Origin of the sequence: Bradyrhizobium sp. CCBAU 051011, assembly GCF_009930815.1 — a bacterium.
Lineage (GTDB): Bacteria > Pseudomonadota > Alphaproteobacteria > Rhizobiales > Xanthobacteraceae > Bradyrhizobium.
Map to the genome: position 1 here is coordinate 6,866,009 of NZ_CP022222.1, position 24,630 is coordinate 6,890,638.

21 protein-coding genes are annotated in these 24,630 nt (G+C 63.2%); 15 read left to right on the forward strand and 6 right to left on the reverse strand.

The annotated features are described in order from the left end of the window. Nucleotides 1–103 precede the first annotated feature (103 nt). The 6 genes from ACH79_RS32330 to ACH79_RS32355 all read left to right on the forward strand — a co-directional run bounded on the left by ACH79_RS32330 (nt 104) and on the right by ACH79_RS32355 (nt 7,477). Nucleotides 104–295 carry a hypothetical protein gene (locus tag ACH79_RS32330; protein WP_161854563.1) on the forward strand — a complete coding sequence of 64 codons (192 nt, stop codon included), beginning with the start codon at nt 104–106 and terminating at the stop codon, nt 293–295. 147 nt (nt 296–442) lie between these two features. After that, nucleotides 443–1,108 carry a protein-L-isoaspartate O-methyltransferase gene (locus ACH79_RS32335; protein WP_161854564.1) on the forward strand — a complete coding sequence of 222 codons (666 nt, stop codon included), beginning with the start codon at nt 443–445 and terminating at the stop codon, nt 1,106–1,108. Nucleotides 1,109–1,357: 249 nt separating this feature from the next. Next, a complete protein-coding gene (locus ACH79_RS32340) occupies nt 1,358–2,761 on the forward strand; it encodes a TolC family outer membrane protein (protein WP_161854565.1) in 1,404 nt (467 codons plus the stop codon). A gap of 315 nt (nt 2,762–3,076) precedes the next feature. After that, on the forward strand, nt 3,077–3,769 hold the full coding sequence (locus ACH79_RS32345; protein ID WP_161854566.1) for a PopZ family protein: 693 nt from the start codon (nt 3,077–3,079) through the stop codon (nt 3,767–3,769). Nucleotides 3,770–4,079: 310 nt separating this feature from the next. Beyond that, nucleotides 4,080–6,947, forward strand: a complete 2,868-nt coding sequence (locus ACH79_RS32350) for a valine--tRNA ligase (protein ID WP_161854567.1) — start codon at nt 4,080–4,082, stop codon at nt 6,945–6,947. A gap of 143 nt (nt 6,948–7,090) precedes the next feature. Then, nucleotides 7,091–7,477 (forward strand): VOC family protein, encoded by a 387-nt coding sequence (locus tag ACH79_RS32355; protein WP_161854568.1) that lies wholly within the window; start codon nt 7,091–7,093, stop codon nt 7,475–7,477. Nucleotides 7,478–7,511: 34 nt separating this feature from the next. Here the strand turns inward: ACH79_RS32355 and ACH79_RS32360 are convergent, their stop codons facing one another. Both ACH79_RS32360 and ACH79_RS44405 read right to left on the reverse strand, forming a co-directional pair. Beyond that, complete coding sequence (locus tag ACH79_RS32360) at nt 7,512–9,677, reverse strand: carbohydrate-binding domain-containing protein (protein WP_246738218.1); 2,166 nt, start codon at nt 9,675–9,677, stop codon at nt 7,512–7,514. Next, complete coding sequence (locus tag ACH79_RS44405; RefSeq protein ID WP_246738219.1) at nt 9,655–9,816, reverse strand: hypothetical protein; 162 nt, start codon at nt 9,814–9,816, stop codon at nt 9,655–9,657. The genes ACH79_RS32360 and ACH79_RS44405 overlap by 23 nt, the downstream gene beginning before the upstream one ends. A gap of 331 nt (nt 9,817–10,147) precedes the next feature. On the opposite strand from ACH79_RS44405, the gene ACH79_RS32365 reads away from it, so the two are divergent. Together ACH79_RS32365 and ACH79_RS32370 are read left to right on the forward strand one after the other, a co-directional pair. Beyond that, on the forward strand, nt 10,148–12,154 hold the full coding sequence (locus ACH79_RS32365) for a vanadium-dependent haloperoxidase (RefSeq protein WP_246738220.1): 2,007 nt from the start codon (nt 10,148–10,150) through the stop codon (nt 12,152–12,154). A gap of 436 nt (nt 12,155–12,590) precedes the next feature. After that, the gene (locus ACH79_RS32370; protein ID WP_161854569.1) at nt 12,591–12,827 is read left to right on the forward strand and encodes a hypothetical protein; all 237 of its coding nucleotides are present in this window, start codon (nt 12,591–12,593) and stop codon (nt 12,825–12,827) included. 1,125 nt (nt 12,828–13,952) lie between these two features. Here the strand turns inward: ACH79_RS32370 and ACH79_RS32375 are convergent. Next, nucleotides 13,953–14,558: a DNA-3-methyladenine glycosylase gene (locus ACH79_RS32375; RefSeq protein WP_161854570.1), complete on the reverse strand. Its 606-nt coding sequence runs from the start codon at nt 14,556–14,558 to the stop codon at nt 13,953–13,955. Between the two features lie 157 nt (nt 14,559–14,715). Between ACH79_RS32375 and lipA the strand changes: the two genes are divergently transcribed. The 3 genes from lipA to ACH79_RS32390 are packed head-to-tail and all read left to right on the forward strand — an operon-like array spanning nt 14,716 to nt 16,709. Then, the gene (lipA, locus tag ACH79_RS32380; RefSeq protein ID WP_161854571.1) at nt 14,716–15,675 is read left to right on the forward strand and encodes a lipoyl synthase; all 960 of its coding nucleotides are present in this window, start codon (nt 14,716–14,718) and stop codon (nt 15,673–15,675) included. A 15-nt stretch (nt 15,676–15,690) separates the two neighbouring features. Next, nucleotides 15,691–16,230 carry a DNA topology modulation protein gene (locus ACH79_RS32385; protein ID WP_161854572.1) on the forward strand — a complete coding sequence of 180 codons (540 nt, stop codon included), beginning with the start codon at nt 15,691–15,693 and terminating at the stop codon, nt 16,228–16,230. Further along, entirely contained in the window at nt 16,230–16,709 is a 480-nt protein-coding gene (locus ACH79_RS32390) for a type II toxin-antitoxin system RatA family toxin (RefSeq protein WP_161854573.1), read from the forward strand. The genes ACH79_RS32385 and ACH79_RS32390 overlap by 1 nt, the downstream gene beginning before the upstream one ends. Here the strand turns inward: ACH79_RS32390 and ACH79_RS32395 are convergent. After that, a complete protein-coding gene (locus tag ACH79_RS32395) occupies nt 16,706–17,437 on the reverse strand; it encodes a FadR/GntR family transcriptional regulator (RefSeq protein ID WP_161854574.1) in 732 nt (243 codons plus the stop codon). The genes ACH79_RS32390 and ACH79_RS32395 overlap by 4 nt on opposite strands. A 230-nt stretch (nt 17,438–17,667) precedes the next feature. On the opposite strand from ACH79_RS32395, the gene ACH79_RS32400 reads away from it, so the two are divergent. Continuing rightward, nucleotides 17,668–18,576 (forward strand): NAD(P)-dependent oxidoreductase, encoded by a 909-nt coding sequence (locus ACH79_RS32400; RefSeq protein WP_161854575.1) that lies wholly within the window; start codon nt 17,668–17,670, stop codon nt 18,574–18,576. A gap of 111 nt (nt 18,577–18,687) precedes the next feature. After that, nucleotides 18,688–20,361 carry a thiamine pyrophosphate-binding protein gene (locus tag ACH79_RS32405; RefSeq protein ID WP_161854576.1) on the forward strand — a complete coding sequence of 558 codons (1,674 nt, stop codon included), beginning with the start codon at nt 18,688–18,690 and terminating at the stop codon, nt 20,359–20,361. Between the two features lie 4 nt (nt 20,362–20,365). Here the strand turns inward: ACH79_RS32405 and ACH79_RS32410 are convergent, their stop codons facing one another. Beyond that, nucleotides 20,366–20,968, reverse strand: a complete 603-nt coding sequence (locus ACH79_RS32410) for a CinA family protein (RefSeq protein ID WP_161854577.1) — start codon at nt 20,966–20,968, stop codon at nt 20,366–20,368. A 1-nt stretch (nt 20,969) separates the two neighbouring features. Beyond that, nucleotides 20,970–22,166, reverse strand: coding sequence for a bifunctional 2-C-methyl-D-erythritol 4-phosphate cytidylyltransferase/2-C-methyl-D-erythritol 2,4-cyclodiphosphate synthase (locus ACH79_RS32415; protein ID WP_161854578.1), 1,197 nt, complete (start codon nt 22,164–22,166; stop codon nt 20,970–20,972). A 286-nt stretch (nt 22,167–22,452) separates the two neighbouring features. Between ACH79_RS32415 and dusB the strand changes: the two genes are divergently transcribed. Further along, nucleotides 22,453–23,454 (forward strand): tRNA dihydrouridine synthase DusB, encoded by a 1,002-nt coding sequence (gene dusB, locus ACH79_RS32420; RefSeq protein WP_161856674.1) that lies wholly within the window; start codon nt 22,453–22,455, stop codon nt 23,452–23,454. Further along, entirely contained in the window at nt 23,451–24,626 is a 1,176-nt protein-coding gene (locus tag ACH79_RS32425; protein WP_161854579.1) for a nitrogen regulation protein NR(II), read from the forward strand. The genes dusB and ACH79_RS32425 overlap by 4 nt, the downstream gene beginning before the upstream one ends. Nucleotides 24,627–24,630: the final 4 nt, after the last annotated feature.

The following is a 24,630-nucleotide window of genomic DNA, read 5'->3' on the forward strand; positions in this document are numbered from 1 at the left end:
TCGTGCAATTCCGTCATCCCCAGGCGTCATGGATTGGGCCGCCAATTCGACTCAATCGGGCCGGAGTCTTTCCGGGGTACCGGGTTTCAAGGGAGCTGATTCGATGCCAGCCATTGCAACCGACCTGATGCGAGCGGGGCCTTCGATCGTTCCGAGCGACATTCCCGCCATGAGCGACGACGAATGCCTGCTTCGGCTCGCCCAGGCCATTGAAGCGCACGACGAAGCGCACGATACGGACCATTTGGACGAAGTCGCGCGGCTGATCGCGCGGCTCGCGGTCACGGTCGAATAGGCGGCTTTCCGCTTCGCCCGCGGATAACCCGGCCGCAGCCGGGCGCATGTTGCGTTTTGCCGGAGCTTGTACCAAAGATGGCCGGGCTTTCAGCTCTCGGTTCCAGTTCTCTTGCGGTAACGCCGCATGCTTTCAGGGTCTTAGCCTATGTCCGGTTTTGCGGCCGCGCGCCAGAATATGGTCGATGGTCAGGTGCGTCCGAGCGACGTGACCGATATCCGAATCATCGATGCCATGCTGGCTGTGCCGCGTGAGGCCTTCGTTCCCGAGAACAAGCGGGCGCTGGCCTATCTGGACCTCGATCTCGACGTCAGCGAAGGCGGCTCAGCCAAGCGCTACCTGATCAAGCCCGCCGTGCTGGCGAAGATGCTGCAGGCGGCCGAGATCAAGGAGAGCGACCGCGTCCTGGTGGTCGGCTGCGCCACCGGATATGCCGCCGCCGTGATCGCCCGATTCGCTCCCCAGGTGAGCGCGACGGAGAGCGATTCGGCGCTGGCGGCAAAGGCGCAGACGATTCTGGCCGGCAATGGCTGTGGACACGTCGCGGTCCGGACCGCGGCGACGGCGGATGGAGATCCCGCGAGCGCGCCTTATGATGTGATCGTGCTTAACGGCGCAACCGAGATCGTGCCGGAGCAGCTCTACGGGCAATTGCGCAGCGGCGGCCGATTGGTCGGCGTTTTTGCGACGTCGCGGCCTGCACGGGCTACCATCGTGACCTGTTCGCACGGCGATTTCGGTCACCGGACGCTGTTCGATGCCGCTGCCCCGGTGCTGCCCGGCATGGAACTCGTTCCAGCCTTCGTTTTCTAGTCTTTCAGCCCCTTCCACGCCCAATATTCGCCCTTGGCGGCCGGCTAAATCCTCTTCGAAATCAGAAGTGTGGCCGGATTGCCCCACGTGAAGAGTTTCGACGGTCTATACTTCCGGAGTAGTTCCGTCGGGCTTACGTGCGGACTAAGGTGAGCTGGGACTCACTTCGAATGAAGCGACGTTCGGTTAAGGATCATGTGGGACCATGCTCACTGGCCGGGCGACCAAAAATAGATCGGATTGCTTGGGATGCGTGGGGTGAAGGAATTTGCCGGAGCTGCAGCTTCGGCCCTTCTATTAGTGTGCATGGGCTCGACGCCCGTATTGGCCGACACGATTGAGGCAGCGCTGGTGCGCGCCTATCAAAACAATCCGCAGCTCAACGCGCAGCGCGCGCAGGTGCGCATCACCGACGAGAACGTGCCGCAGGCGCTGTCGGGCTACCGCCCGAGAGTCGCGGTCACCGCGAGCGCGGGCGTCCAATACACTGACAGCCTTACCCAGACCGGCGATCTCAATGTCGGGAGGCCTCCCCCAATAAACGGCACCAATCCGCCGCGCAGCGTCGGCGCCACCATCACGCAGACCCTCTTCAACGGCCAGCAGACCGCGAACCGGACGAGGGCGGCGGAGAGCCAGGTTTCCGGCGCCCGCGAAGGCTTGAGGGTGCTCGAACAGACCGTGCTGCTTCAGGCGGCCACAATTTACATGGACTATTTGCGCGACTCCGCGATCGTCGAGGTGCAGAAGAGCAACGTTCGCGTGCTCGAGCAGACGCTGAAACAGACGCGCGACCGCTTCAATGTCGGCGAAGTGACGCGCACCGACGTTGCGCAATCGGAAGCCCAGCTCGCCGCGGGCAAAACGCAGCTCCTCACCGCAGAAGCCAACCTCAACACGACGCGCTCGAATTTCCGTCGCATCATCGGCAACGAGCCGCAAAACCTGGCGCCGGGCTCACCGGTCGACCGCTTCCTGCCGGCGACACTGCCGGCCGCCGTCGAACTCGGCCTGTTGCAAAATCCGAACGTCACCGCGGCGATGTTCGGCATCGACGTCAGCTACCTCCAGGTCAAGGTGGCGGAAGGCGCGCTCTTGCCGACCGTCACGCTTCAGGCAGCGGTTCAGCAGTCTTATGAGCAGAGCCTGATCCAGTACCGTTCGTTCGGTGCATCCGTGACTACGCAGCTCAACGTTCCGATCTATCAGGGCGGCGCCGAATATTCGCTGATCCGCCAGTCCAAGGAAACGGTGGCACAGCAGCGCCTCGTTCTGGACCAGACCCGGGATCAGACCCGCGCCAACGTGGTCACGGCATGGGGGCAGCTCGTTGCCGGCAAGGCGCAGGTCGCCTCCGCCCAATCGCAGGTACAGGCATCGGAAATTGCGCTCAATGGCGTGCGCGAGGAAGCCAAGGCCGGACAGCGCACCACGCTCGACGTGCTCAACGCTCAGCAGGCACTGGTGAATGCGCGCGTCGCGCTCGTCACCGCGCAGCACGATCGCGTGGTGGCGTCGTACTCCGTGCTGAGCCAGATCGGACGGCTGTCGCCGCAGGTGCTCAACCTGCCGACCACGGTCTACGATCCGAGCGTGCACTATCATCAGGTGCGCGATAGCTGGGCGGGCGTGCGCACGCCCGACGGCCGCTGATCTCCGAGTCAATTTCCGCACAGGCGGGATGAAATCGTCGCCCGGCGCCTGAAGCGCCGGGCGCTTTGCTTGCAATCATTTGTGGCCATGACGTACCGTTTCCGGGGCGAGCTGAGCGATTCGCGGCTCGCGTCCTTGCATCGCACGGACGCGCGTCGGGTTGCATTTTGAGGGGAGCAGTCCCCCGCGCGGTGCAGCGGGTGGGCTTGATCTGGGGACAAGTCAGGCTTCTGCGATGAATATCCCGGCCTGCATTCCGGAACCGGCAATTCCTCCGTGGCTTTGGTATAAAATGGTTTCGATGTGGAGTCGGAAATGACGCAACCTGCAAAGGTCCAAGAGCCCTCGATGGAGGAGATTCTGGCGTCGATCCGTCGCATCATTGCCGACGACGAGGCGAAGCCTGCGGCCGCCAAGCCGGAGGCCGCAGCCGCGCCGGCACCGAAGCCGGTGATGAAGGACATTCCGCCCTCGGCGATTGCTCCCAAGCCGGCGGCGCCCAAGCCCGCGCCAGCCCCGCCACCGCCCGAACCGGCCGCCAGCAACAACCAGGATGACATTGACGCGATGCTGGCGAGCCTCGATGCGGCGACGCCCGAGGCCGATATCAGGCCGGCGCCGCAGCCCGAGGCCGACGTGTTCGAGCTTACCGACGAGATGGCGTTGCCTGATCCGACGCCGCCGCCGGCGTCGTCGTTCAACAAGATCGAGCCGGCGGACGACATCGAATTCAGCGAGGCCCGCAGGGCCAGGCAGCCGGTCCACGAGCCGCCGTTCGACAACTCACCACCTGGGCCGGCGATCTTGTCGCGTTCAACCGTTTCCGCCGTCGAGTCCGCCTTCAATTCCCTGGCCAATACCGTGCTGAGCAACAACGCGCGAACACTGGAAGATCTGGTCAAGGAAATGCTGCGGCCGATGCTGAAGTCCTGGCTGGATGACAATCTGCCGGGCCTGGTGGAGCGAATCGTCAAGGCCGAGATCGAGCGGGTTTCGCGCGGGCGCTAGTTCCAAGTCCTAGAACCAGGGCTTGTTTGACCCAAGACTTGTTGCACACAAGACTTGGGACTCCCAAGGGCGCCCCGGCGGAGCGGCGCCAACGTCTTATTCACCAGTCTGGCCGGGCGTTGCCGCAGCGTCCCGCCGCCCCCAAATTGACTTGTCTGGTTGACTTGAGGCGCTGTCGCGGCTTTCTAGGGGCCGTCCGGCGCGATCACATCAGAACCCGGCGCTACCACGTTGTTTTGATGCGTATTCTCTCGGCGGACCGGCGACGGCTTGCTCGAGAGCGCGCCCCCAGCACCCCAACTGCATTGTCATGATCGAGAAAAACTACCAGCCCGCCGATATCGAAAGCCGCATGTCCCGGATCTGGGAGGAGAGCGGCGCGTTCATGGCCGGCCGCCCGGAACGGAAGGATGCCGCGCCGTTCACCATCGTGATCCCGCCGCCGAACGTGACGGGCTCGCTGCATATGGGCCACGCGCTGAACAACACGCTGCAGGACATCCTCTGCCGCTTCGAGCGGATGCGCGGTCGCGACGTGCTGTGGCAGCCCGGCACCGACCATGCCGGCATCGCGACCCAGATGGTGGTCGAGCGGCAATTGATGGAACGGCAGGAGCCGGGCCGCCGCGACCTCGGCCGCGCCAAATTCCTCGAACGCGTCTGGCAGTGGAAGGCGGAGAGTGGCGATACCATCGTCAATCAGCTCAAGCGTCTCGGCGCTTCCTGCGACTGGTCACGCGAGCGTTTTACCATGGACGAGGGCCTCTCGCGGGCAGTCGTGAAGGTGTTCGTCGAGTTGCACCGCGCAGGGTTGATCTACAAAGACAAGCGGCTGGTGAACTGGGATACGAAACTGCTCACCGCGGTCTCCGACCTCGAAGTGCAGCAGATCGAGGTCAAGGGCAGTCTCTGGTACCTGCGCTATCCGATCGAGGGCAAGACATTTAGCCCCGACGACCCCTCGACTTTTGTCGTCGTGGCGACGACGCGACCCGAGACGATGCTCGGCGACACCGCCGTTGCGGTCCATCCGGACAACGAGCGGATCGGGCATCTGATCGGCCAGCATGTGATCCTGCCGCTGGTCGGCCGCCGTATCCCGATCGTCGGAGACGACTACGCCGATCCCGAGAAGGGGTCGGGCGCGGTCAAGATCACGCCGGCGCACGACTTCAACGACTTCGAGGTCGGCAAGCGGCATAGCCTGCCGCGGATCAACGTGTTTGATCAGGAAGGCTGCATGAACCTCGTGGGCAACGAGGATTATTTGCGCGGCTTGCCGGAAGGTTCGGAGCAACTGGCCGAAGAATTGAACAGCGTCGAACGCTTCGCCGCGCGCAAGAAGCTCGTGACCCGGCTGGAGGATTTCGGCTTCCTGGAGAAGATCGAGCCGAACACGCACATGGTGCCGCATGGCGACCGCTCCGGTACAGTGCTCGAGCCCTATCTGACTGACCAGTGGTATGTCGACGCCAAGACCATGGCACAGCCGGCGATCGCGGCGGTGCGCTCGGGCGCGACCAGCTTCGTGCCGAAGAACTGGGAGAAGACCTATTTCGAGTGGATGGAGAACATCCAGCCCTGGTGCATCTCGCGCCAGCTCTGGTGGGGCCATCAGATTCCGGCGTGGTACGGGCCCGACGGCAAGGTGTTCGTCGCCGAGACCGAAGAGGAAGCCGTCGGCAACGCGCTCGGCTATTACGTCGAGCAGGAAGTCATCACGCCGGAGCAGGGGCGCGAGATGGCCCAGGATCCTGCCAAGCGCGAGGGATTCATCACGCGAGACGAGGACGTGCTCGACACCTGGTTCTCATCAGGCCTGTGGCCGTTCTCGACGCTCGGCTGGCCGGATGAAACGAGCGAAGTGAAGCGCTATTACCCGACCAACGTGCTCGTCACGGGATGGGACATCATCTTCTTCTGGGTGGCGCGGATGATGATGATGGGCTTGCACTTCATGAAGGAGGCGCCGTTCTCGACCGTCTACATCCACCGTCTCGTCCGTGACGAGAAGGGCGCGAAGATGTCGAAGTCGAAAGGCAACGTCATCGATCCCCTCGGCGTCATCGACGATTTTGGCGCCGACGCGCTGCGCTTTGCGCTGGCGCGCGGTGCCGCGCATAACCACGACATCAAGCTCTCGCCGCAACTGGTCGAGACCAACCGAAATTTTGCGACAAAGCTGTGGAATGCCTGCCGCTTCGCCGAGATGAACGGCTGCGACAAGCCCGACCGCTTCGAGCCGACGGCGGCGAAGGAAACGTTGAACCGCTGGATCGCGCACGAAACCTCGCGCGCCACGCGCGAGGTGACCGAGGCGATCGAGGCCTATCGCTTCAACGACGCGGCGAATGCGATCTACCGCTTCGTCTGGAACGTCTATTGTGACTGGTATGTCGAACTCGCAAAGCCCTTGCTGATGGGCGAGGAGGGGGCGGCCAAGGCCGAGACCCGCGCCATGATCGCCTGGGCGCGCGACGAGATCCTCAAGCTGCTGCACCCGTTCATGCCCTTCATCACCGAAGAGCTCTGGGCGGTAACGGCCAGGCGCGACGGCCTGCTGGTGCTGGCCGAGTGGCCGCGCAAGGCGAGCGCGGTGAGCGAAGAACAGATCGCTTCGATGGCGATGGCAGGCCCCGGCGATCCCCTGATCGCGCCTGTCATGGCCGCGCTCGACGCCGGCGATTTCAGCGATCCTGCCGCCGAAGCCGAGATCGGCTGGGTGGTCGACCTCGTCACCGCCATCCGCTCGGTGAAGTCGGAAATGAACATCCCGCCGGCGACGTTGATCCCGGTGGTGCTGTCGGGTGCTTCTGCGGAGACCAAGGAGCGCGCGCAGCGCTGGAACGACATCGTCAAGCGATTGGCGCGGCTGTCGGATATTTCGTTCGCCGATCGCCCGCCGGAAGGCGCGGTGCAGTTGCTGGTGCGCGGCGAGGTGGTGGCGCTGCCGCTCAAGGGCGTGATCGACCTCTCGGCCGAAAAGACCCGGCTCGACAAGGAAATCGTCAAGGCCGACGCCGACATCAAGCGCGTCGACGCCAAGCTTTCCAACGAGAAGTTCGTGGCCAACGCACCCGAAGAGATCGTCGAGGAAGAAAAGGAAAAGCGCGAAGCGGCAGTGGCGCGCAAGGCAAAACTGCAGGAAGCGCTGGAGCGGCTGAAACTGGCGTTCTGAAGCAAGGCGCCGACCTATCCGCGTCATTGCGAGCGAAGCGAAGCAATCCATAGCGCGACACGCGGAGAGGTGGATTGCTTCGTCGCTTACGCTCCTCGCAATGACGGCTGCGATAGCTTGAGTCATCATCGAGGACCTGATCGATGCTCGACCACGTCTCCATCACCGTATCCGATTTCGCCGCCGCCGAACGCTTCTACGACGCGATCATGGCCGCGCTCGACGTCGTCAAGGTCGGCCGCAGCGACCGTTGGCTCGGCTACGGCGAACGCGCCGACGCGCAGTATCCGGACCGCGTCTACATCGCGATCTACAGGGGCGAGAGGCCGGACGAGGCCACCAGCCGCCACTGGTGCTTCAAGGCCAAATCGCGAGCCGAGGTCGACGCCTTCTGGCGCGCCGGCATCGCCGCCGGCGGCACCGATGACGGCCCGCCGGGCCTCCGCCACTACCACCCCGCCTATTACGGCGCGTTCCTGCGCGACCCCGACGGCAACAAGGTCGAGGCGGTGTGCCATCGAGCGGAGTAGGGCATGCAGGCTGCTTGCTTGCTTTCGGTGGACCTCAGACGAACAGAAAATCGCTGGCGTGGAGCTGGCTCAGCGTTGTGTTCTTGATCTCGATCGTGTTGTTGGCGTCAACGGTGATCACGACACTGGTGCCAACCTCGGCCATGTGCGACTGCAGCGCGCTGAAGTCCGCAAACACTGTCTTGTCGAACTGAATGATGTCCTGCACGCCATCGGTGTTCTGGAAGTCGGCAATGGTGTCGTTGCCGAATCCAGGGGCGAACACAAACGTGTCATTGCCGGCACCGCCGGCCAGATAATCGTTTCCGCCGCCGCCGGTCAGCCGGTCGTTGCCGCCGCCACCATACAGGAACTCGCTGCTGGTACCGCCCTGCAGGCTGTCATTGCCGTCGTCCCCGAACATCTGGGTTGCCGCGGTGCCGCCTTTTATCTGGTCGTCACCGGCGTTGCCGTGCATCGTATCCAGTCCGCCGCCGCCGGAGAGATAGTCGTTGCCGTCACCGCCATTCATGACGTTGGCGGCGCCGCTGCCATAGAGCTGGTCCTTGCCGCTGCCGCCGTCGAGCAGGGCGCCGGTGTCGCCGGCGCTGGCCTTGATGATGTCGTTGCCATCGTCGCCATAGAGCTGATCCGTTGCCGTGGTGATGCCGGCGCCGCTGTTGATCGTGTCGTCGTCCGCCCCGCCGTGGATCGCATCCGCGCCGGGGCCGCCGTTGATGGCATCGTTGCCCGCGCCGCCCTGGATCAGGTCCGTCCCGGCACCGCCGTTGATCACGTCCTTGCCTGCGCCTCCGTCAAGGCTGTCATCATCGGTCGACGAGCCGAAGAACAGGTCCTGGTGACCGGTCATGTCATAGTGGATGGACTTGTTCTGATAGAGGTTCCAGGTCCCCGGCGAGCTTGGATTGACAGCGTCGGAAACGGCAAGATGCTCGCCGTTGACGGTGATGTCCTTGATATAGAGGTTTCGGTCGCCGTCGGCGGTGGCGATATCGTTGATGAAAGCGAGATCGAGACTCGAGACGGTAGCCGGGTTGGTGAACGTGAAGGAGAAGGTCTGGAAACCCGACGCATCGGTCGCGCCGTGGAATTCGACTGTGTTGCCGACCTGCTGCCCGTTAATCAGGACCTGCATCCTGGCGCCGACGCCGTCAACGACGGAGCTGTAACCCGTCACCGTAACTGACGTTTCCGCGAGTTTGGGAATTGTATCGGGGCCGCCGGTAATGGTGTCGTCGCCCCCGTCCGCCTTGATCGTGTCGTTGCCCACGCCGCCGGACAGCACGTCATTGCCGCCGCCGACATCCATCAGATCGGCGGACGGAGAACCCGTTAGCGTCTGGCCAGGCGGCTGGTGCTGACCTCCGTACCATTCAGTAATCAACTCCTGCGCAGGCTTGCCTTGCGGCGAGTAGCCGATCGGCGAGTATTTGTTGTTCGTATCCCAGTTCCAGATCGACGCGCCCCTGAACCAGCTTCCGCCTTCCGATCCCCACACCTGAAAGAAGGCACTGAAGGCGTCATGTTGCTCCTGGACGTCCTGCGTCGTGCCTTCGGCCCAGCCGCCTGGGCGGATATTGGTTCCGTCGACACTGCGATAGCCGGTTTCAGTGAAGAACACCTGCTTGTCGTACTGCAAGGCGAGGGAATGGAAGAAATCGACCGGCGACATGTGATTCATCACCTTCGCCCAATAGTCGTCCGTCGACATGCTGTTCCATGCGTTGACCATCTCCTCGACAGTTGGATCGGTTGTCGTCGTCAGCGGCGGATAAGCGTTGATTCCGATGACATCAACCTTGTCCCAAAAGCTCACATTGATGGCTTCGTCGGTTGCGGCGGCATAGGTGATCTCGCCGTGGAACACGGCACGTATGGAATCGATGAGGTCGACCCAGTAGCTTCGATACTGGGGTCCGGAGAGCTTGCCGAGTTCATTGCCGATCGAGAGCATGGTCACGCCGGCTTGCTCGGCGATTTCAGCCATGTGGACCATTTCCTCCTTGTAGGAAGCAAAGAAGGCGGCGGGATCGCTCGGAACAAGTGCGTAGGCGAGCGTACCATCGAGAGCTGAAACCATGGGCTTCAACGTAACCGAAAGCCCGATCGCCCTTGCATTTGCCGCAGCCTGAAGAATGTTGGCGTCGCTCTCGGTCTTGTTGGGATCCGCGGAGACATCATTCGACGTCCTGGTCTGCATAAAGAGCCGCGGCGCGAGCTCGATCGAGTTTGCAGGTGCTCGCGATCGCCTCCATGGCGGCGAACGCGGAACTGGCGACGAATGCACCATTGTAGTTGGAGAGGAAGCCAAATCCCTGAACAGGAAACACGCCCGCCATCGCACAGCTCTTTTCTTTTGAAGTTTTTGCTGTTTGGTGGCTCCGTGGTTTGCGCATCACGCCGCGTGTTCACGCATTCGACGCGGTACAATTGTGAGCACTTCACTCGCGCAAAACGAAGCAGCAGGCCACACTTACGCGTTCAACGTGGGCGTGTCGTGACAGGATTGAGTCGATGTTGCGATGGTTGAAAAAGCGAAGCGCGTCGTTGCTGGATCGTTGCCAGTTCGACTCGAACCGAAGAAGCTTGCTCGGGAACTTTGAGTCGTTCACGTCGTAGCGCCACGGCAAGTCGAACGCTTTGGTGGTTCCGAAGCGGACGCCTGCGACGATGCCGGGCTTGCTTGGCCAGCGCGATCGGCAGCCGGTGGACCGCTTCTGCCGATTGGTCCGCACGACTCACTTATTGATCTGCGTCAATCTCCTCTTGCTTCCTTCTGATTGCATCATTTCGCGTCTAGGACAGGCGCACAAGAGAGTGGAAGGCTCCGGCGCAATCCTGGATTTGCCTGCGAGGGAGGAACTCTCCATGGCCGACCACCACCCCACCATTTCGATTGAATCCGACCTGGCATCGCCGGCCCTGCCGACGACCACCGCGGTCACTCGCCGCTCGCTGCTCGGCGGGGCCGGCATCGCTGTTGGCGCCGCCGTGTTGACGTCGCCGCCGGGCATGCCCGGAGTAGCCCCGGCCGCGGCGCAGACTGTGGGCGTGGGCGTGAGCGTGGAGGCGCGGCCCCTCGACGCGGCGTTCAAGCGCCGCGCTTTCGAGGTCCGAGCGGCCTGCGCGAGCAACAACGAGAAAATTACCATCCCGCCCCACCCCGCGAATGGCGATGAGGCGCGCTACACCAACAAGATCGGTTCCGATACACGGGGCCTGCCGCACGACAAACGCGGCGAAGTGGAACAAGCTGCATGGCAGGCGCTCTATGCCGCTTGCCAGTCGGGCGATCCCGCTGATTTCGAGAAAATCTCGCTCGGCGGCACGCGCAAACTGGTCAATCCCATCGGCACACAGGCCGTCAGTCTCAGCGGCATAAACCCTACTCAGATTGCGATACCGCCGGCACCGGCGCTTGCAAGCGCGGAGCGTGGCGGCGAGGCGGTCGAGGTCTATTGGCAAGCTCTGCTTCGTGACGTTCCGCTTACCGAGTTGCGCGACGACACCTCCAATCGCGACGTGCTCGCAGCAACCGAGGAAATCAACAAGCTCGCCGATTTCCGGGGGCCGAAGTCTGGTGGGCGGGTCACTCCCGGTACGCTGTTCCGCGCCAATGCGCTTTATTTCGACCCGGCTGACCCGAAGGGCCGCTCCGTCACGCCTCCAGGCGTTTTGGACGGCCCGCTGATCTCGCAATTCCTGCTCCGGGACGTGCCCTATGCCACACAGTGGATCAGTGCTCAAATTCGCACCACGTTACCCGCCAGCGAATTCCTGACCGAATACGAGGAGTGGCTGGCGATCCAGAACGGCACTCCATCGAAACGCAGGCTGCAGTTCGACGCGACACCGCGATACATAACGACAGGGAGAGATCTCGCGGAGTATGTCCGCACGCCTCCTGCATTTGCGTGGGCGGCAACACTGCTCCTTGCGACCCCCGGCGGTGGGACGGACCAACGCTACTCCGGGATCTATCCACCGACAGAGCCCGCGTCCTACCCATCGAACCCGTATCGGAAATCGAAAACCCAGGGCCCCGGGGCTGCCACCTTCGGGTTCCCCTATGTGCAGGCACTGCTCGCCACGGGGATCAGTAACTCCGTCCGCGCGGTCTACTGGCAGAAGTATTTCGTGCACCGGGCTGTGCGACCGGAAGCCTATGGCGGTCTGGCGCACCATCGCCTCGCCAATGGCGTGAGCGACTACCCGTTGCACGACAACTTCCTGAAATCGGAAGCCCTCGATCGCAGCAAGGCAAAATACGGCACCTATCTTTTGTCACAAACCTATCCGGACGCCGCGCCCTTCCACTCCACCTATCCCGGCGGTGCCACCGGCGTTGGTGCCGTCGCGGCTACCATATTGAAGGCGTTTTTCGACGAGAGCCGCGTTATCCCCAACCCGGTACAGCCCGATCCGGCTGACCCGACGAAACTCGTACCCTACAGCGGCCCGTCGCTCACGGTCGGTGGAGAGTTGAACAAGCTCGCGGTGAATTTCGGTTTCGGACGGAATTGGGCGGGCATCCACTGGCGTTCCGACGCTTCCGCCTCTATGGCGATCGGCGAGGAAGTGGCTATCGGGATGCTGCGGGACGAGCGCACCACCCTCCGAGAGCCCTTCGACGGCTTCTCCTTCACGCGCTTCGACGGCAGCCGTGTTACAATCTGACAGCAGCCGGGCGGCGCCCCTTTCGTGGGGCGCGTCGGCCGGCTGTGCGGAGAAGCGGAAGCGTTTATGCCCGGAGTGGCAGCCATGGCGCAGAACCTGGTAGCCGGATTGGTCGTGGTGGCCTTGATTATCATGGGCTTGCTTGCCTACGCCCAGAAACATGAGGGGTGCTTGCACGGGCGCTCGCTCCAAACGTTCAAGCCCTGCGGATCAGTTAGCGTCAACATGTAGCGCCGGTCGCGACGCTGCGGCTGACTTCGCGCGATTTAGTGCCCATCCCATGGAGCGCGCGCGAGTGTCAACAGAATCCACGGCGCGGCCATCGCGGCCGGGCAGGGCACGTCACTAAACCCGAATTTAATGGAAACAATGGGGAGCGAACCCCACCTGTTCGTTGTGTAACGGTCTTTGCATAACCGCTCGAAAGGACAGAGCCATGAAAGTCGCAATGTTAGCGTTGGTCACCGCGTCAATGCTCTCAAGCACGTATGCATTCGCAAATACGGCGCATCATCAACCGTTCGTCAGAAGCTCCATGTATGCCACTCCAGCCGTCGTCCTGCATCCGAATTACGGCAATGCGAACGGAAATCCGGATGGTCCGACAACGTTGAGCGGCACCGGCGATTCTCAATTCGGCGGCACGTCGGCCGGCACCAGCGGCTACAACTAGGTGTGCGAAGTAGCAGCGAGCAGGAAGCATAGCCCGGATCAGCGTAAGCGAGATCCGGGTCTTGCTTTGTCCCGCATGTCGCTGCGCTCATGCGGGCTACTTGCTTGCTAAAGATCGCGCTTTTTCCACCACGCCCATGCGAGCTCAACAGATCGCTTTCTGAAAAACGCAGCAAGTTTTACGACGGCATCCCAATCATAATGTTCTTTGGAGGCACAAACCTCTCCGCTTTTGTCGAGCAAAGACAAATAATAGCGTCCGTCAAGGACTCGCTGCGCCCTCAGCGGATCGACTATCCTCGCGGCGGGACTAATCTCATCCGGGCCTACTGTCTGTTTGGTTGAAATTCGCAAGTCTCTCGCCCCTGCGCCAATATTCGATTTTTTCCAGCAACTTCAAGCTGATTTGCCCCGTCCAGCCGAGAACGCAAAAATAATCCGCTTCTCGCGCGCCCCAAATCACCCGTACAATTCCCGCCATCCCGTCCCGAGAAGAGGGGCGTTGGCCATCGTCACGAACGTTGGGACGGGTTGCGGTGGACGCGGCAGCGTCAGGCGCGCAAGGTGTTCGCAGGGCGGTTATCCGTGAGCGAACACAGCGCGCAGACGAACGACGCTTAAACGCTTTCGCTTTCTGCTTCGGCCGGCACGCACTTGGCCGGTTGAAGTCTCTGGCGAGGGAAGCTGCGTACGGCAAAACCGTGTGGTCCTGGCACCCGTGGCTGGTGTCAAGCTGGCGGAGGTTTGCAGTCGCCCAACCGGGTCATGCGAACCGTCAATTCGTCAGCGATGGAGGCAAGAGGAATCCGTCTCCAGGGAGAGCTCGGCATAAGCCGTCAAACCATTGCGCAGGGAATGCCGGACTGCTCCGGCTGTACCTGTATGCTCGTGTGCGCATTTCCTTAAGTGCAACTGCACACGGGACCGCGGGTGCGGCAAGCACCCGGCATTCCCTGCGCCCTCTCATCTTGACGAGGGCATCAGATGCAAACCTCGGGCGAATAACGTCGCGAGAACGCGAAACTGTATCCACGTCATTGCGAGCGAAGCAATCCACTCTTTCTTTGCTCGGCGACATGGATTGCTTCGCTGCGCTCGCAATGACGCTGAAAGAGAAACCGCGTTGTCAAAACCGCTTGCTCAGGAACCGCGATCCCTTCAGGCCATAGCGCCACGGCAGATCGACTGCTTTTGTAATGCCGATCCGGACACCGACGATGGTCTCCGCCTTGCTGACGCGCGCATGCAGCGCAAACGGCGGCTGGTCCAGCGGCAGTTCGTTATGCTTGATCGTGATGCCGAGCGCCTCGCAAAGCTTGCCCGGTCCCGTGCACAGCGCGCGCGCCTCCTGCAGGCCGCGGCGGCGGCGCATGGCAGCGAGGCCATGGGTCGGCTCAAGCGCGCGGATCAGCACGGCGCTGGCCGAGCCTTCGGCCTCGCAGACGAAGTTCACGCACCAGTGGATGCCGTAGGAGCGGTAGACATAGGCAAATCCCGGCGGGCCGAACATCACCCGGTTGCGCGGCGTCGGCCCGTTGAAGGAATGCGCGGCCGGGTCGGTGTGATGATAGGCCTCGACCTCGGTGATGATGCCGCCGACGCCGCCGACCAGCAGCGTCGCCCCGATCAGGTCGGGCGCGACCTCGTGCACGCTGCGGCCAAAAAACGAGCGTTTCAGCGGCTTGCCGAGTCGGGGGGCGGCGCCGTCGGCAGGCTTGGGGCTTTGAACCATTTTCAGGTGAGAATCGTTCGCGGAAGGGGTGAAATTCGTCATTATCTTGCACGTTCTGCCGGGTTTCGCGAGCCGGGGGCGCGTGGTCTTCCGCAACCGGGTTGCAGCTACAGGCGACACGGATTAGCTAAGTATTCTTGCCATTTCCGGACTTAACATGGTCGTCCTTGTCGATACCGTCTCCGCCAACCAGGTGCGCCCGCGTCACCCCGAAAAGGTGAACCGGCCGGATGCGCTGTCGCCGCCGAAGCCGGACTGGATCCGGGTGCGCGCGCCGAACACCCGCGGCTATGCCGACACCCGCAAGATCGTCAAGGAAAACGGCCTCGTCACGGTGTGCGAGGAGGCTGGCTGCCCGAATATCGGCGAGTGCTGGGACAAGAAGCACGCCACCTTCATGATCATGGGGGACACCTGCACCCGCGCTTGCGCGTTTTGCAACGTCAAGACCGGCATGCCCGGCGCACTCGACGCCGCCGAGCCGGAACATGTGGCGGAAGCGACCTTCAAGCTCGGGCTCACGCATGTCGTGGTGACTTCGGTCGATCGCGACGATCTCGCCGACGGCGGCGCCGAGCATTTTGCGCAAGTGATCCGCGCCATCCGCGCCCGTTGCCCGACCACGACGATTGAAATTCTCACGCCTGATTTCCTCCGCAAGGAGGGCGCGCTCGAAGTGGTGGCGGCGGCAAAACCCGACGTGTTCAACCACAATCTGGAGACCGTGCCGGCGCGTTATCTCACCGTGCGGCCGGGGGCACGTTATTTCCATTCGATCCGGCTGTTGCAGCGGGTCAAGGAGATCGACCCCACGATTTTCACCAAGTCGGGCATCATGGTCGGCCTTGGCGAGGAGCGGCACGAGGTGCTGCAGGTGATGGACGATCTGCGCTCGGCGGAGGTCGATTTTCTCACCATCGGGCAATATCTGCAGCCGACCCGCAAGCATCACGCTGTGATGCGCTACGTGACGCCGGACGAGTTCGCAGGCTACGAGAAGGTTGCCTACACCAAGGGTTTCCTCATGGTATCGGCGAGCCCGCTGACTCGCTCGTCGCACCATGCCGGCGAGGACTTTGCAAAACTGCAGGCGGCGCGCGTCGCGCGGGGCCGCTAGCCTCGGATTGAACCAATGCACCGTGTTCTTGTGATGGGATCGTCGGGGTCCGGCAAATCGACATTTGCCCGGCGGCTGTCGGAGATCGCAGGCATTCCCTTCGTTTCACTGGATGCGTTGTACTGGAAACCCGGCTGGGTTCCCTCAGATAATACGGAGTTCGGGCAGCGCGTGGCCGAGGTCGTGCGTCAGCCGCAATGGGTCATCGACGGCAACTACACCAGCAGCGGCGCGGGCGAACTGCGCCGCGAGATCAGTGACACCGTGATCTGGTTCGACCTGCCGCGCCGGAACTGCATGCTCGGCATCATGAGGCGGATCGCCGGCAGCTATGGCAAGGTCCGCCCGGAGATGGCGGAGGGTTGCCCCGAGAGGATCGACTTCGAGTTTTTTCGTTATGTCTGGACCTATCGCCAGCGACAGCGGCCGAAACTCCTAGTCTATTTTCAGGGGCTGCGTGCCGATCAATCGCTCGTCTGCTTCACCGATCGGACGCAGGCGGACGACTATCTGAAGAAAATCGCGATCAAACAGAACCGGGCGAGTATCCACTGATGCCGCGCTTTTCCAGCAAGCGCCGGGTTCATCACACCGCGCCGCAGATGTTCGATCTGGTCGCCGATGTCGAGCGCTATCCGGAATTTGTGCCGCTGTGCCAGTCGCTGCGGGTCCGTCAGCGCACGGCGAGGCCGGACGGCACTGAAATCGTGGTGGCTGACATGACGGTGTCGTTCAAGCTGGTGCGGGAATCCTTCACCAGCCGGGTGACGCTGGACCGGGCGAACCTGAAGATCATGGTCGAGTATTTGAAGGGCCCGTTCAGCAATCTGGAAAACCGCTGGACGTTCGAGCCGCGATCGGAAACCGACTGCGACGTCGGATTCTTCCTGTCCTACGAATTCAAGAGCCGGATGCTGGCGATGCTGATGGGGACGATGTTCGATACCGCGTTCCAGCGTTTTGCCGCCGCGTTCGAGAAGCGGGCGGACGCGGTTTACGGAAAGACGGGGGCAGGGCCAGCGAGAACCGGCTAAACATCCGCTAGGTCGGCGCGATCGGCCAGGCGGCGCGCGGCCTTGTCGTAATGCTTGCGGGCCTTGTCCCGCGCGGCGGCAGCATCGCCACGCTTGATGGCCTCGACCAGGCGGGCCTGCTCCTCGATCGCAACCGTGGCGAGCTCGGTGGCCTTGGTGTTCTTGACGGCGACCGATCGCAGCTTCTCGGCGATCTGGCCGTCGATCATCATGATGAAATTAAGGGCGTGCTCATTGTCAGCCACCTTGGCGATGGTATGGATCAGCTGGCGCTCGGCCTCGAAATGGCGCTCGGCGCCGCGTTCGCGATCGCGGATCGCCTCGCGCATCTCCTTGAGGATCGCCTCCATGCGGACAATGTCCCGGTTGGAGCGCGCCAGCGCCGCGTCGGCTGCGACCTCGATCACGACGCCGTTGCGCAGGCGCAGCAGCTTCAACAGCTCCTTGCGCTTCTGGAAACACGCAGGGCTGATCCGAAACGCCGTCCGCTCCTGCGGCTGCGCGATGAAGGCGCCGACGCCGACGCGGCTCTGGACGACGCCATCATATTTGAGCTGCGAGATCGCCTCGCGAACCACGGTCCGCGCAACCCCGAACTCGTTCGCCAGCGCCTGTTCGGACGGCAAGCGGTCGCCTGGCCGAAGCTCACCCGCGTGCAGGGCGCCAGTCAGGCTGGCGACGATCTCCTCCGGTAATGAAGGACTCCGTTCAAGCGATTTGATTTTCAAATTGATCGTCCTGCCCTGATGGCGCTGCAGCCGTTGATCCGGACACTATGGGGCACGCCAATCCGAAGGGATATCGAAATCGAGCGGTCGGCGCAATGAACTATCAGGTTGTCAGACAGCTTGCCGTCGTGGTAGCCCGAAGAAAAAGCTGACGGTGCGCGGTGACGCTGCCCACACGCCAATGCCAAGAAAATTCCAAGAGAGCGCCAAAATCACAGGGAAGGCCGGAGATGACATTCGAACGCGTTGGCTTTATCGGCCTCGGTGGAATGGGACGAGGTTTGGTGAAGAACCTCGTCGCCAAGGGCGTGGCAGTCACCGCCTACGATCTCAACCCGGCCGCTGTCTCCGTTGCCCAATCGTTCGGCGCGACCGCTGCCAACGGTGTTCAGGAAATCCGCGACAATTGCCGCATCGTCATGATTTGCGTCAATGAAGCCGAGGATGTCGAGGCGCTGATGACGTGTCGCGACGGGCTGCTCGCCGGTTCCGCTGCGGGCTTCATCATCGTGGATCACACCACCGGCAGCCCGCAAATGGTTGCGAAGCTCGATCGCATGGTGCGTGCGGCCGGCGGACGCTACGCCGAAGCGCCGATGACGCGAACGCCGAAACACGCCGACATCGGCAAGGTCAACGTGCTGTTCGGCGGCGAGGGCGACCTGCTCGACGATCTCAGACCGTATTTCGAGCTCTATGCCGAGAACATCTTCCACATCGGTCCATTGGGACACGCCATCCGCCTCAAACTCATTCACAACTATATCGCCTTCGCTAATGTGGCGGCGTGGTGCGAGGGGTTTGCGCTCGCAGCAAAAGACGGGCTCGATCTCTCGCAGGTGATCCGCATCATCTCGGCCGCCGGCGGCAAGAGCGGCATGCTCGACCTCTATGGCCAGGCGACGCTCGAAGGCGACTTCACCCCGCTGATGTCGCTGGCGAACGCGCGCAAGGATGTGCGCTATTACGCGCGCTGGCTGGAGGAGGCGGGGCTGCCTGGGTTCATGGCGGAGGCAGTGCACCAGACCTACCGGCAGGCGGCGCTGCTCGGGCACGACGGCGAGTCCTGCACCGCCGTCATCAAGGCCTATGAGGCCGTGACCGGCGTTGAGGCGCGGGTAGAGCCGAAAGACCGGTAAAGGAACATGACCGGCGACATATCAGATCTCGCAGGAAACCGGTTGCTGGTGCCGACGCCATTCTTTAAGCCGGGTCCAAATCCGTAAATCCCGCAACGGAAGGGCGAGCCGATGGATGGCAATCTTCGAACCGGTGGACATATTCTGATCGAGCAATTGGCCTTGCACGGCGCCGATACCGTGTTCGGCGTGCCCGGCGAGAGCTTTCTGGCCGCCCTCGACGGGATGTATCAGAGCCAGCGGGTGCGGTTCATCAACGCCCGGCATGAAGGCGGCGCGGCCATGATGGCCGATGCCTATGGCAAGCTCACGGGAAAGCCCGGCATCGTGTTCGCCACCCGCGGCCCCGGCGCCACCAATGCTTCCGCCGGCGTCCATGTCGCCTTCCAGGACTCGACCCCGTTGATCCTGCTCCTTGGCCAGGTCGGGCGCGACATGATGGAGCGCGAAGCGTTCCAGGAAATCGACTATCGACTGATGTTCGGGCCGATGGCGAAATGGGTCGCGCAGATCGACGATGCGCGGCGGATTCCCGAATTCATCTCGCGCGCCTTCTTCACCGCGACCTCGGGCCGCCCCGGTCCGGTGGTGCTGGCGCTGCCGGAGGACATGCTCACCGACACCGCCGAGGTGCCGGATGCGCCGCCCTATAATCCGATTCCGGTTGCGCCCGATGAGGGCGCCTTGCGGCAGTTCCATGCGCTGCTGTCTGAGGCGAAGAAGCCGTTCCTGATCGTCGGCGGCGGCGGATGGAGCGATCAGGCCCGCCGCGAGCTTGAAGCGTTTGCCGCCGCGCACGAGGTCCCGGTCGGCGTCTCGTTCCGATGCCAGGATTATTTCGACAATCTGCACCCCTGCTATGGCGGTCATGTCGGCATCGGTCTCGACGCAAAGATCGCCGAACGAATCCGCACCAGCGATCTGGTGATCGCGCTTGGTGCGAGGTTGGGGGAGGCGACCACATCCGGCTACACGCTGTTCGATGTTCCGAAGCCGAAGCAGCCGCTGGTCCATATCTATCCCGACCCGGAAGAGATAGGCCGTGTCTATTCCCCGACGCTCGGCGTGGTCGCGAGCAGCGCGGCCTTCGCCGCTGCGATCAGGCGGCTGGAGCCGAAACATCGCTCGCGCGCCGACTACGTCAAGGCGGCGCATGCCGACTATCTCGCCTTTGCCGAGCCGACGCGGTCGCCGGGCGACGTGCAGCTTTCGCAAGTCGTGCGCGGTTTGAGTGATCGCTTGCCGCACGACACCATCATTTGCAACGGTGCCGGCAATTATGCCGTCTGGGTGCATCGGTTCTGGCGCTATCGGCAATATCGCACCGAGCTTGCGCCGACCTCGGGCTCGATGGGATACGGCCTGCCCGCGGCCGTTGCCGCCAAGCTGCAGCATCCCGAGCGCACCGTGATCGCGTTCGCCGGCGACGGCTGCTTCCAGATGACCGGATTGGAGTTCATGACCGCGGTCGAAAACCGGCTGCCGCTGATTGTGATCGTCTGCAACAACGGCATGTACGGCACCATCCGCATGCACCAGGAGCGGACCTATCCCGGCCGCGTTTCCGGCACCGATCTCGCCAACCCGGACTTTGCCGCACTGGCCCGCGCCTGCGGCGGTTTTGGCGCGCGTGTCGAGCGCACGGAAGACTTTGCGCGCGCTTTCGACGAAGCCGTGGCAAGCGGATTGCCGGCCATCATCGAGCTTTCGATCAGCCCGGAAGCATTGACGCCGGTGAGCTCGCTGAGCGAGACGCGCGCCAAGGCTTTGGCTGCGCAGTCCTGATCGGCTAGGTCCGTGTCGGCCGACGTCGCTTGACGGCGCTGCGCCGTGGCGTTCGCGCGACCCGCGGACGCAACCGGCTCATCGTCTGACGTCGCGGTTTGACCGGCGGCTGCGGTCCGCGCGCCAGTTCCATCAGCATGCGCAGCGCTTCCACCACGGAGCGCTGGCGCACGGTGGTGCGGCCGATGGCTCCAAAACGGAATTCGCGGTGCAGGATCTTGCCGTCGCGCGATGCGACGGCGAAATGGACGAGGCCGACCGGCTTACCCGGCGTCGCTCCGCCCGGACCCGCAATGCCGGTGATGGATACCGCGAGATCGACGCCGGCCTTCTCCAGCGCGCCGACCGCCATCGCAGTCGCGGTCTCCTTGCTGACCGCGCCAAAGGTCGTCAGCGTTGAGGCCTTGACGCCGAGCATTGCGCGCTTGGCGTCGTTTGAATAGGTGACAAAGCCGCGGTCGATGACATCCGAAGAGCCGGGAATATCGGTAAGCGCGCCCGCGACCAAGCCTCCCGTGCAGGACTCCGCGGTCGCGATCATCAGCTTTCGCATCCGGCACAAATCGAGCAGCGAGCGGGCGAGGGCGCGGGCGTCGCTGCCGCTCATCCTACTCTCTCCAACCTTTATCGTCCCACGGCAGGCGGATGGTGACGCTCGCGGTTGCGGCGATGCCTTCCTCGCGGCCGGTAAAGCCGAGCCGCTCGCTGGTCGTCGCCTTCACCGCGACACGGGAAATGTTGAGTCCGGTGATCTCGGCAATGCGGGCGCGCATGACATCGCGCAGCGGCCCGATCTTCGGGCGCTCGCAGATCATGGTGACCTCTAGATTGGCGATGCGGCCGCCGCGCGCGGTGACGCGATCGACGGCGTATTTGAGAAATTTGTCCGACGCAGCGCCCTTCCACTGCGGATCGCTGGGCGGAAAGTGCGAGCCGATGTCGCCGTCCGCCAGCGCGCCGAGAATGGCGTCGACCAGCGCGTGCAGGCCGACGTCGCCGTCGGAATGGGCGAGAAAGCCGCGGGTGTGCGGCACCCGTACGCCGCAAAGCATCAGATGATCGCCGTCGCCGAAGGCGTGCACGTCATAGCCGGTGCCGGTCCTGATGTCGCCGAGCTGGGCGGCGAGGCGGGCTTCCTCGCGGACGAAATCTTCTGGCGTTGTCAGTTTCATGTTTGCAGGATCACCTTCAAAGGTCGCTACCGTCAATCCCGCCCACTCCGCGAGCGCCGCGTCATCGGTGAAATCGCTGCGACCGTCGCGCGCGGCGCGGCGGTGGGCATCGAGAATCACATCGAAGCGAAACGCCTGCGGCGTCTGCGCGATTCGCAAGCGTGCGCGGTCGGGCGTTGCCTCGACATCGCCGGTATCGCTCACCTGTTTGATCGTATCTGTGACTGATATCGCAGGCACGGCGGCACCGGTGCGTCCGGCCGCATTGACCGCGCGTGAAATCACCGCAGCGGTTACGAAGGGCCGCGCGGCGTCATGGATCAGAACGATGTCGGGCTTCTCCGCCGCGAGCGCTTCGAGCCCGGCATGCACCGAAGCCTGACGGGTCGCGCCGCCATTGGTGGGCGGCTGGTGACGCAGTCCTGCGACGGCCGCGGTGAACATGACGGCGTCATCGGGATTCACCACCGGCTGTACCGCAAAGACGTCCGGATGCCGGCAGAACGCCTCCATGGCGCGGAAGATCACGGTCTGCCCGCCGATCTCGCGATATTGCTTCGGCCCTCCGGCGCCGGCGCGAAGCCCGCGTCCGGCTGCGACGAGAATGGCTGCGGTACGCTCAGGTTTGGGCATCGGGACTCAAATACGACGAATCAGGGTTGAGGAGGGGGCGTCAGGCCGCGCTGGCGCACAGCCCTTACCATGCCGAATACGGAAAACAGAGTGATTCCCATCACCTGTGGGAAAAGCGGTTTTTGTTGCAGTGCACTTGCACAAATGGTAGATCTGTCTAAAGTGTAGGCAAGAAGCTTGACTGCCCAAGATTTGTGCTCACAATATGCGCTGACGGTTGCAATGACGCCGCCGCCCCAACCATGAGAACGCCGTGACCGGCCCGGAAAGTGAAGGCTCTAAGCCGTTGAAAATAGGCGAAATTGCTGTCGCCAACCGGGTTCTTCTGGCGCCGATGTCCGGCGTCACCGATGCCCCCTTCCGACGCCTGGCGGCCACTCTCGGCGCCGGACTGGTCGTCTCGGAGATGACCGCCAGCGACGAACTGGTGCACGGCAGGCCGATGTCGGTTCTGCGCTGCGAGAAAGCCGGTGTCGGACCACACGTCGTTCAGCTTGCGGGCTGCGAGGCGCACTGGATGGCGGAAGGTGCAAGGGTCGCGGAAGCCGCCGGCGCCGACGTCATCGACATCAACATGGGCTGTCCGGCGCGTCATGTCACCGGCGGTCAGTCCGGCTCGGCGCTGATGCGCGATCTCGATCATGCGCTCAAGCTGATCGAAGCTACGATTGCGGCGGTGAGGGTGCCGGTGACGCTGAAGATGCGGCTCGGCTGGGACGATCGCTCGCTCAACGCGCCGGAACTGGCGCGCCGCGCGGAAGCCGCCGGCGTGCAGATGATCACCGTGCACGGGCGCACGCGCTGCCAATTTTACAAGGGGACCGCCGATTGGGCCGCCGTGCGCGCGGTCAGGAACACGATCTCCGTGCCGCTCGTCGTCAACGGCGACATCACCTCATTCGAGAAGGCGGTCCAGGCGCTGGAAGAGTCGGGGGCGGACGCCGTGATGATTGGGCGTGGCGCGCAGGGGCAGCCCTGGTTGCCGGGACAAATAGGCCGTCGGCTTGAAACCGGGACGGTAGAGACTGCACCGTCGCTCGCGGAGCAACTCGCCCATGTGCGCGCACTCTACGACGAGGTTTGCAGCCATTACGGGCTGCGCATCGGGCTCAAGCATGCACGCAAGCATCTCGGCTGGGCGCTGGAGATCGCAGCCCAGTGCAGCCGCGCGCCGGCGGAGACTCTGAAAGGCTGGCGGCAAAAGATTCTGACGTCGGAAGATCCGCACCGCGTGCACCGATCGTTGCAGGACGCGTTCGACGATTTCGCATGGAGTGCTGCTGCATGACATCAGCCGCAGAACATCGCCGGCCAGTGCCTGCAGACAGCGAGGCCATCCTCAACGCGCTGCCGAACCCGGTGCTGCTGGTGGCGCCTGACGGCCGCATTGTCGACGCCAATATCGCCGCCGAATCCTTCTTCGAGATCTCGACGCAATTCCTGCGCCGGCAATCCCTGAAGGAGCTGGTGCCGTTCGGTAGTCCATTGCTGGCGCTGATCGACCAGGTACGATCCAGCGGCTCGCCGGTCAACGAATACAAGGTCGATCTTGGTACGCCCCGGATCGGCGGCGATCGCCAGGTCGATCTTCACGTCGCGCCGCTCACCGAACGGCCCGGCCACATCGTCGTGATGCTGCAGGAGCGCACCATCGCCGACAAGATGGATCGACAACTGACGCATCGCAGCGCGGCGCGCTCGGTCATCGCGCTGGCCGCGATGCTGGCGCATGAAATCAAGAACCCGCTGTCCGGCATCCGCGGCGCGGCGCAACTGCTGGAGCAGGCGGCCTCGTCCGAAGACCGCATGCTGACGCGGCTGATCTGCGACGAAGCTGACCGCATCGTCACCCTGGTCGATCGCATGGAAGTGTTCGGCGACGACCGCCCGGTGGCGCGCGGCCCGGTCAACATCCATTCCGTGCTCGACCACGTCAAACGGCTGGCGCAGTCTGGCTTCGCCCGCAACATCCGCTTCATTGAAGAGTACGATCCGTCATTGCCGCCGGTGCTGGCCAACCAGGACCAGCTCATTCAGGTGTTCCTCAATCTGGTGAAGAACGCTGCCGAAGCTGTCGCCGATCTCGGCAGCGACGCCGAAATTCAGCTCACCACCGCCTTCCGCCCCGGCGTACGCCTGTCGGTGCCGGGCAAGAAATCGCGGGTGTCGCTGCCGCTGGAGTTCTGCGTCAAGGACAACGGCTCCGGCGTGCCGGAAGACCTGCTGCCGAACCTGTTCGACCCCTTCGTGACGACCAAACAAACCGGCAGCGGCCTCGGGCTGGCGCTGGTTGCCAAGATCGTCGGCGATCACGGCGGCATCATCGAATGCGAATCCCAGCCGCGGAAGACGACCTTCCGCGTGCTGATGCCGATGTTCAATCCCACCAAACAGTTCGACCAAAGCAACCGCGACGGCGTTCCGGGTACGCCGTCGCCTGCCTCACAGGACGCAAGATGAGGAA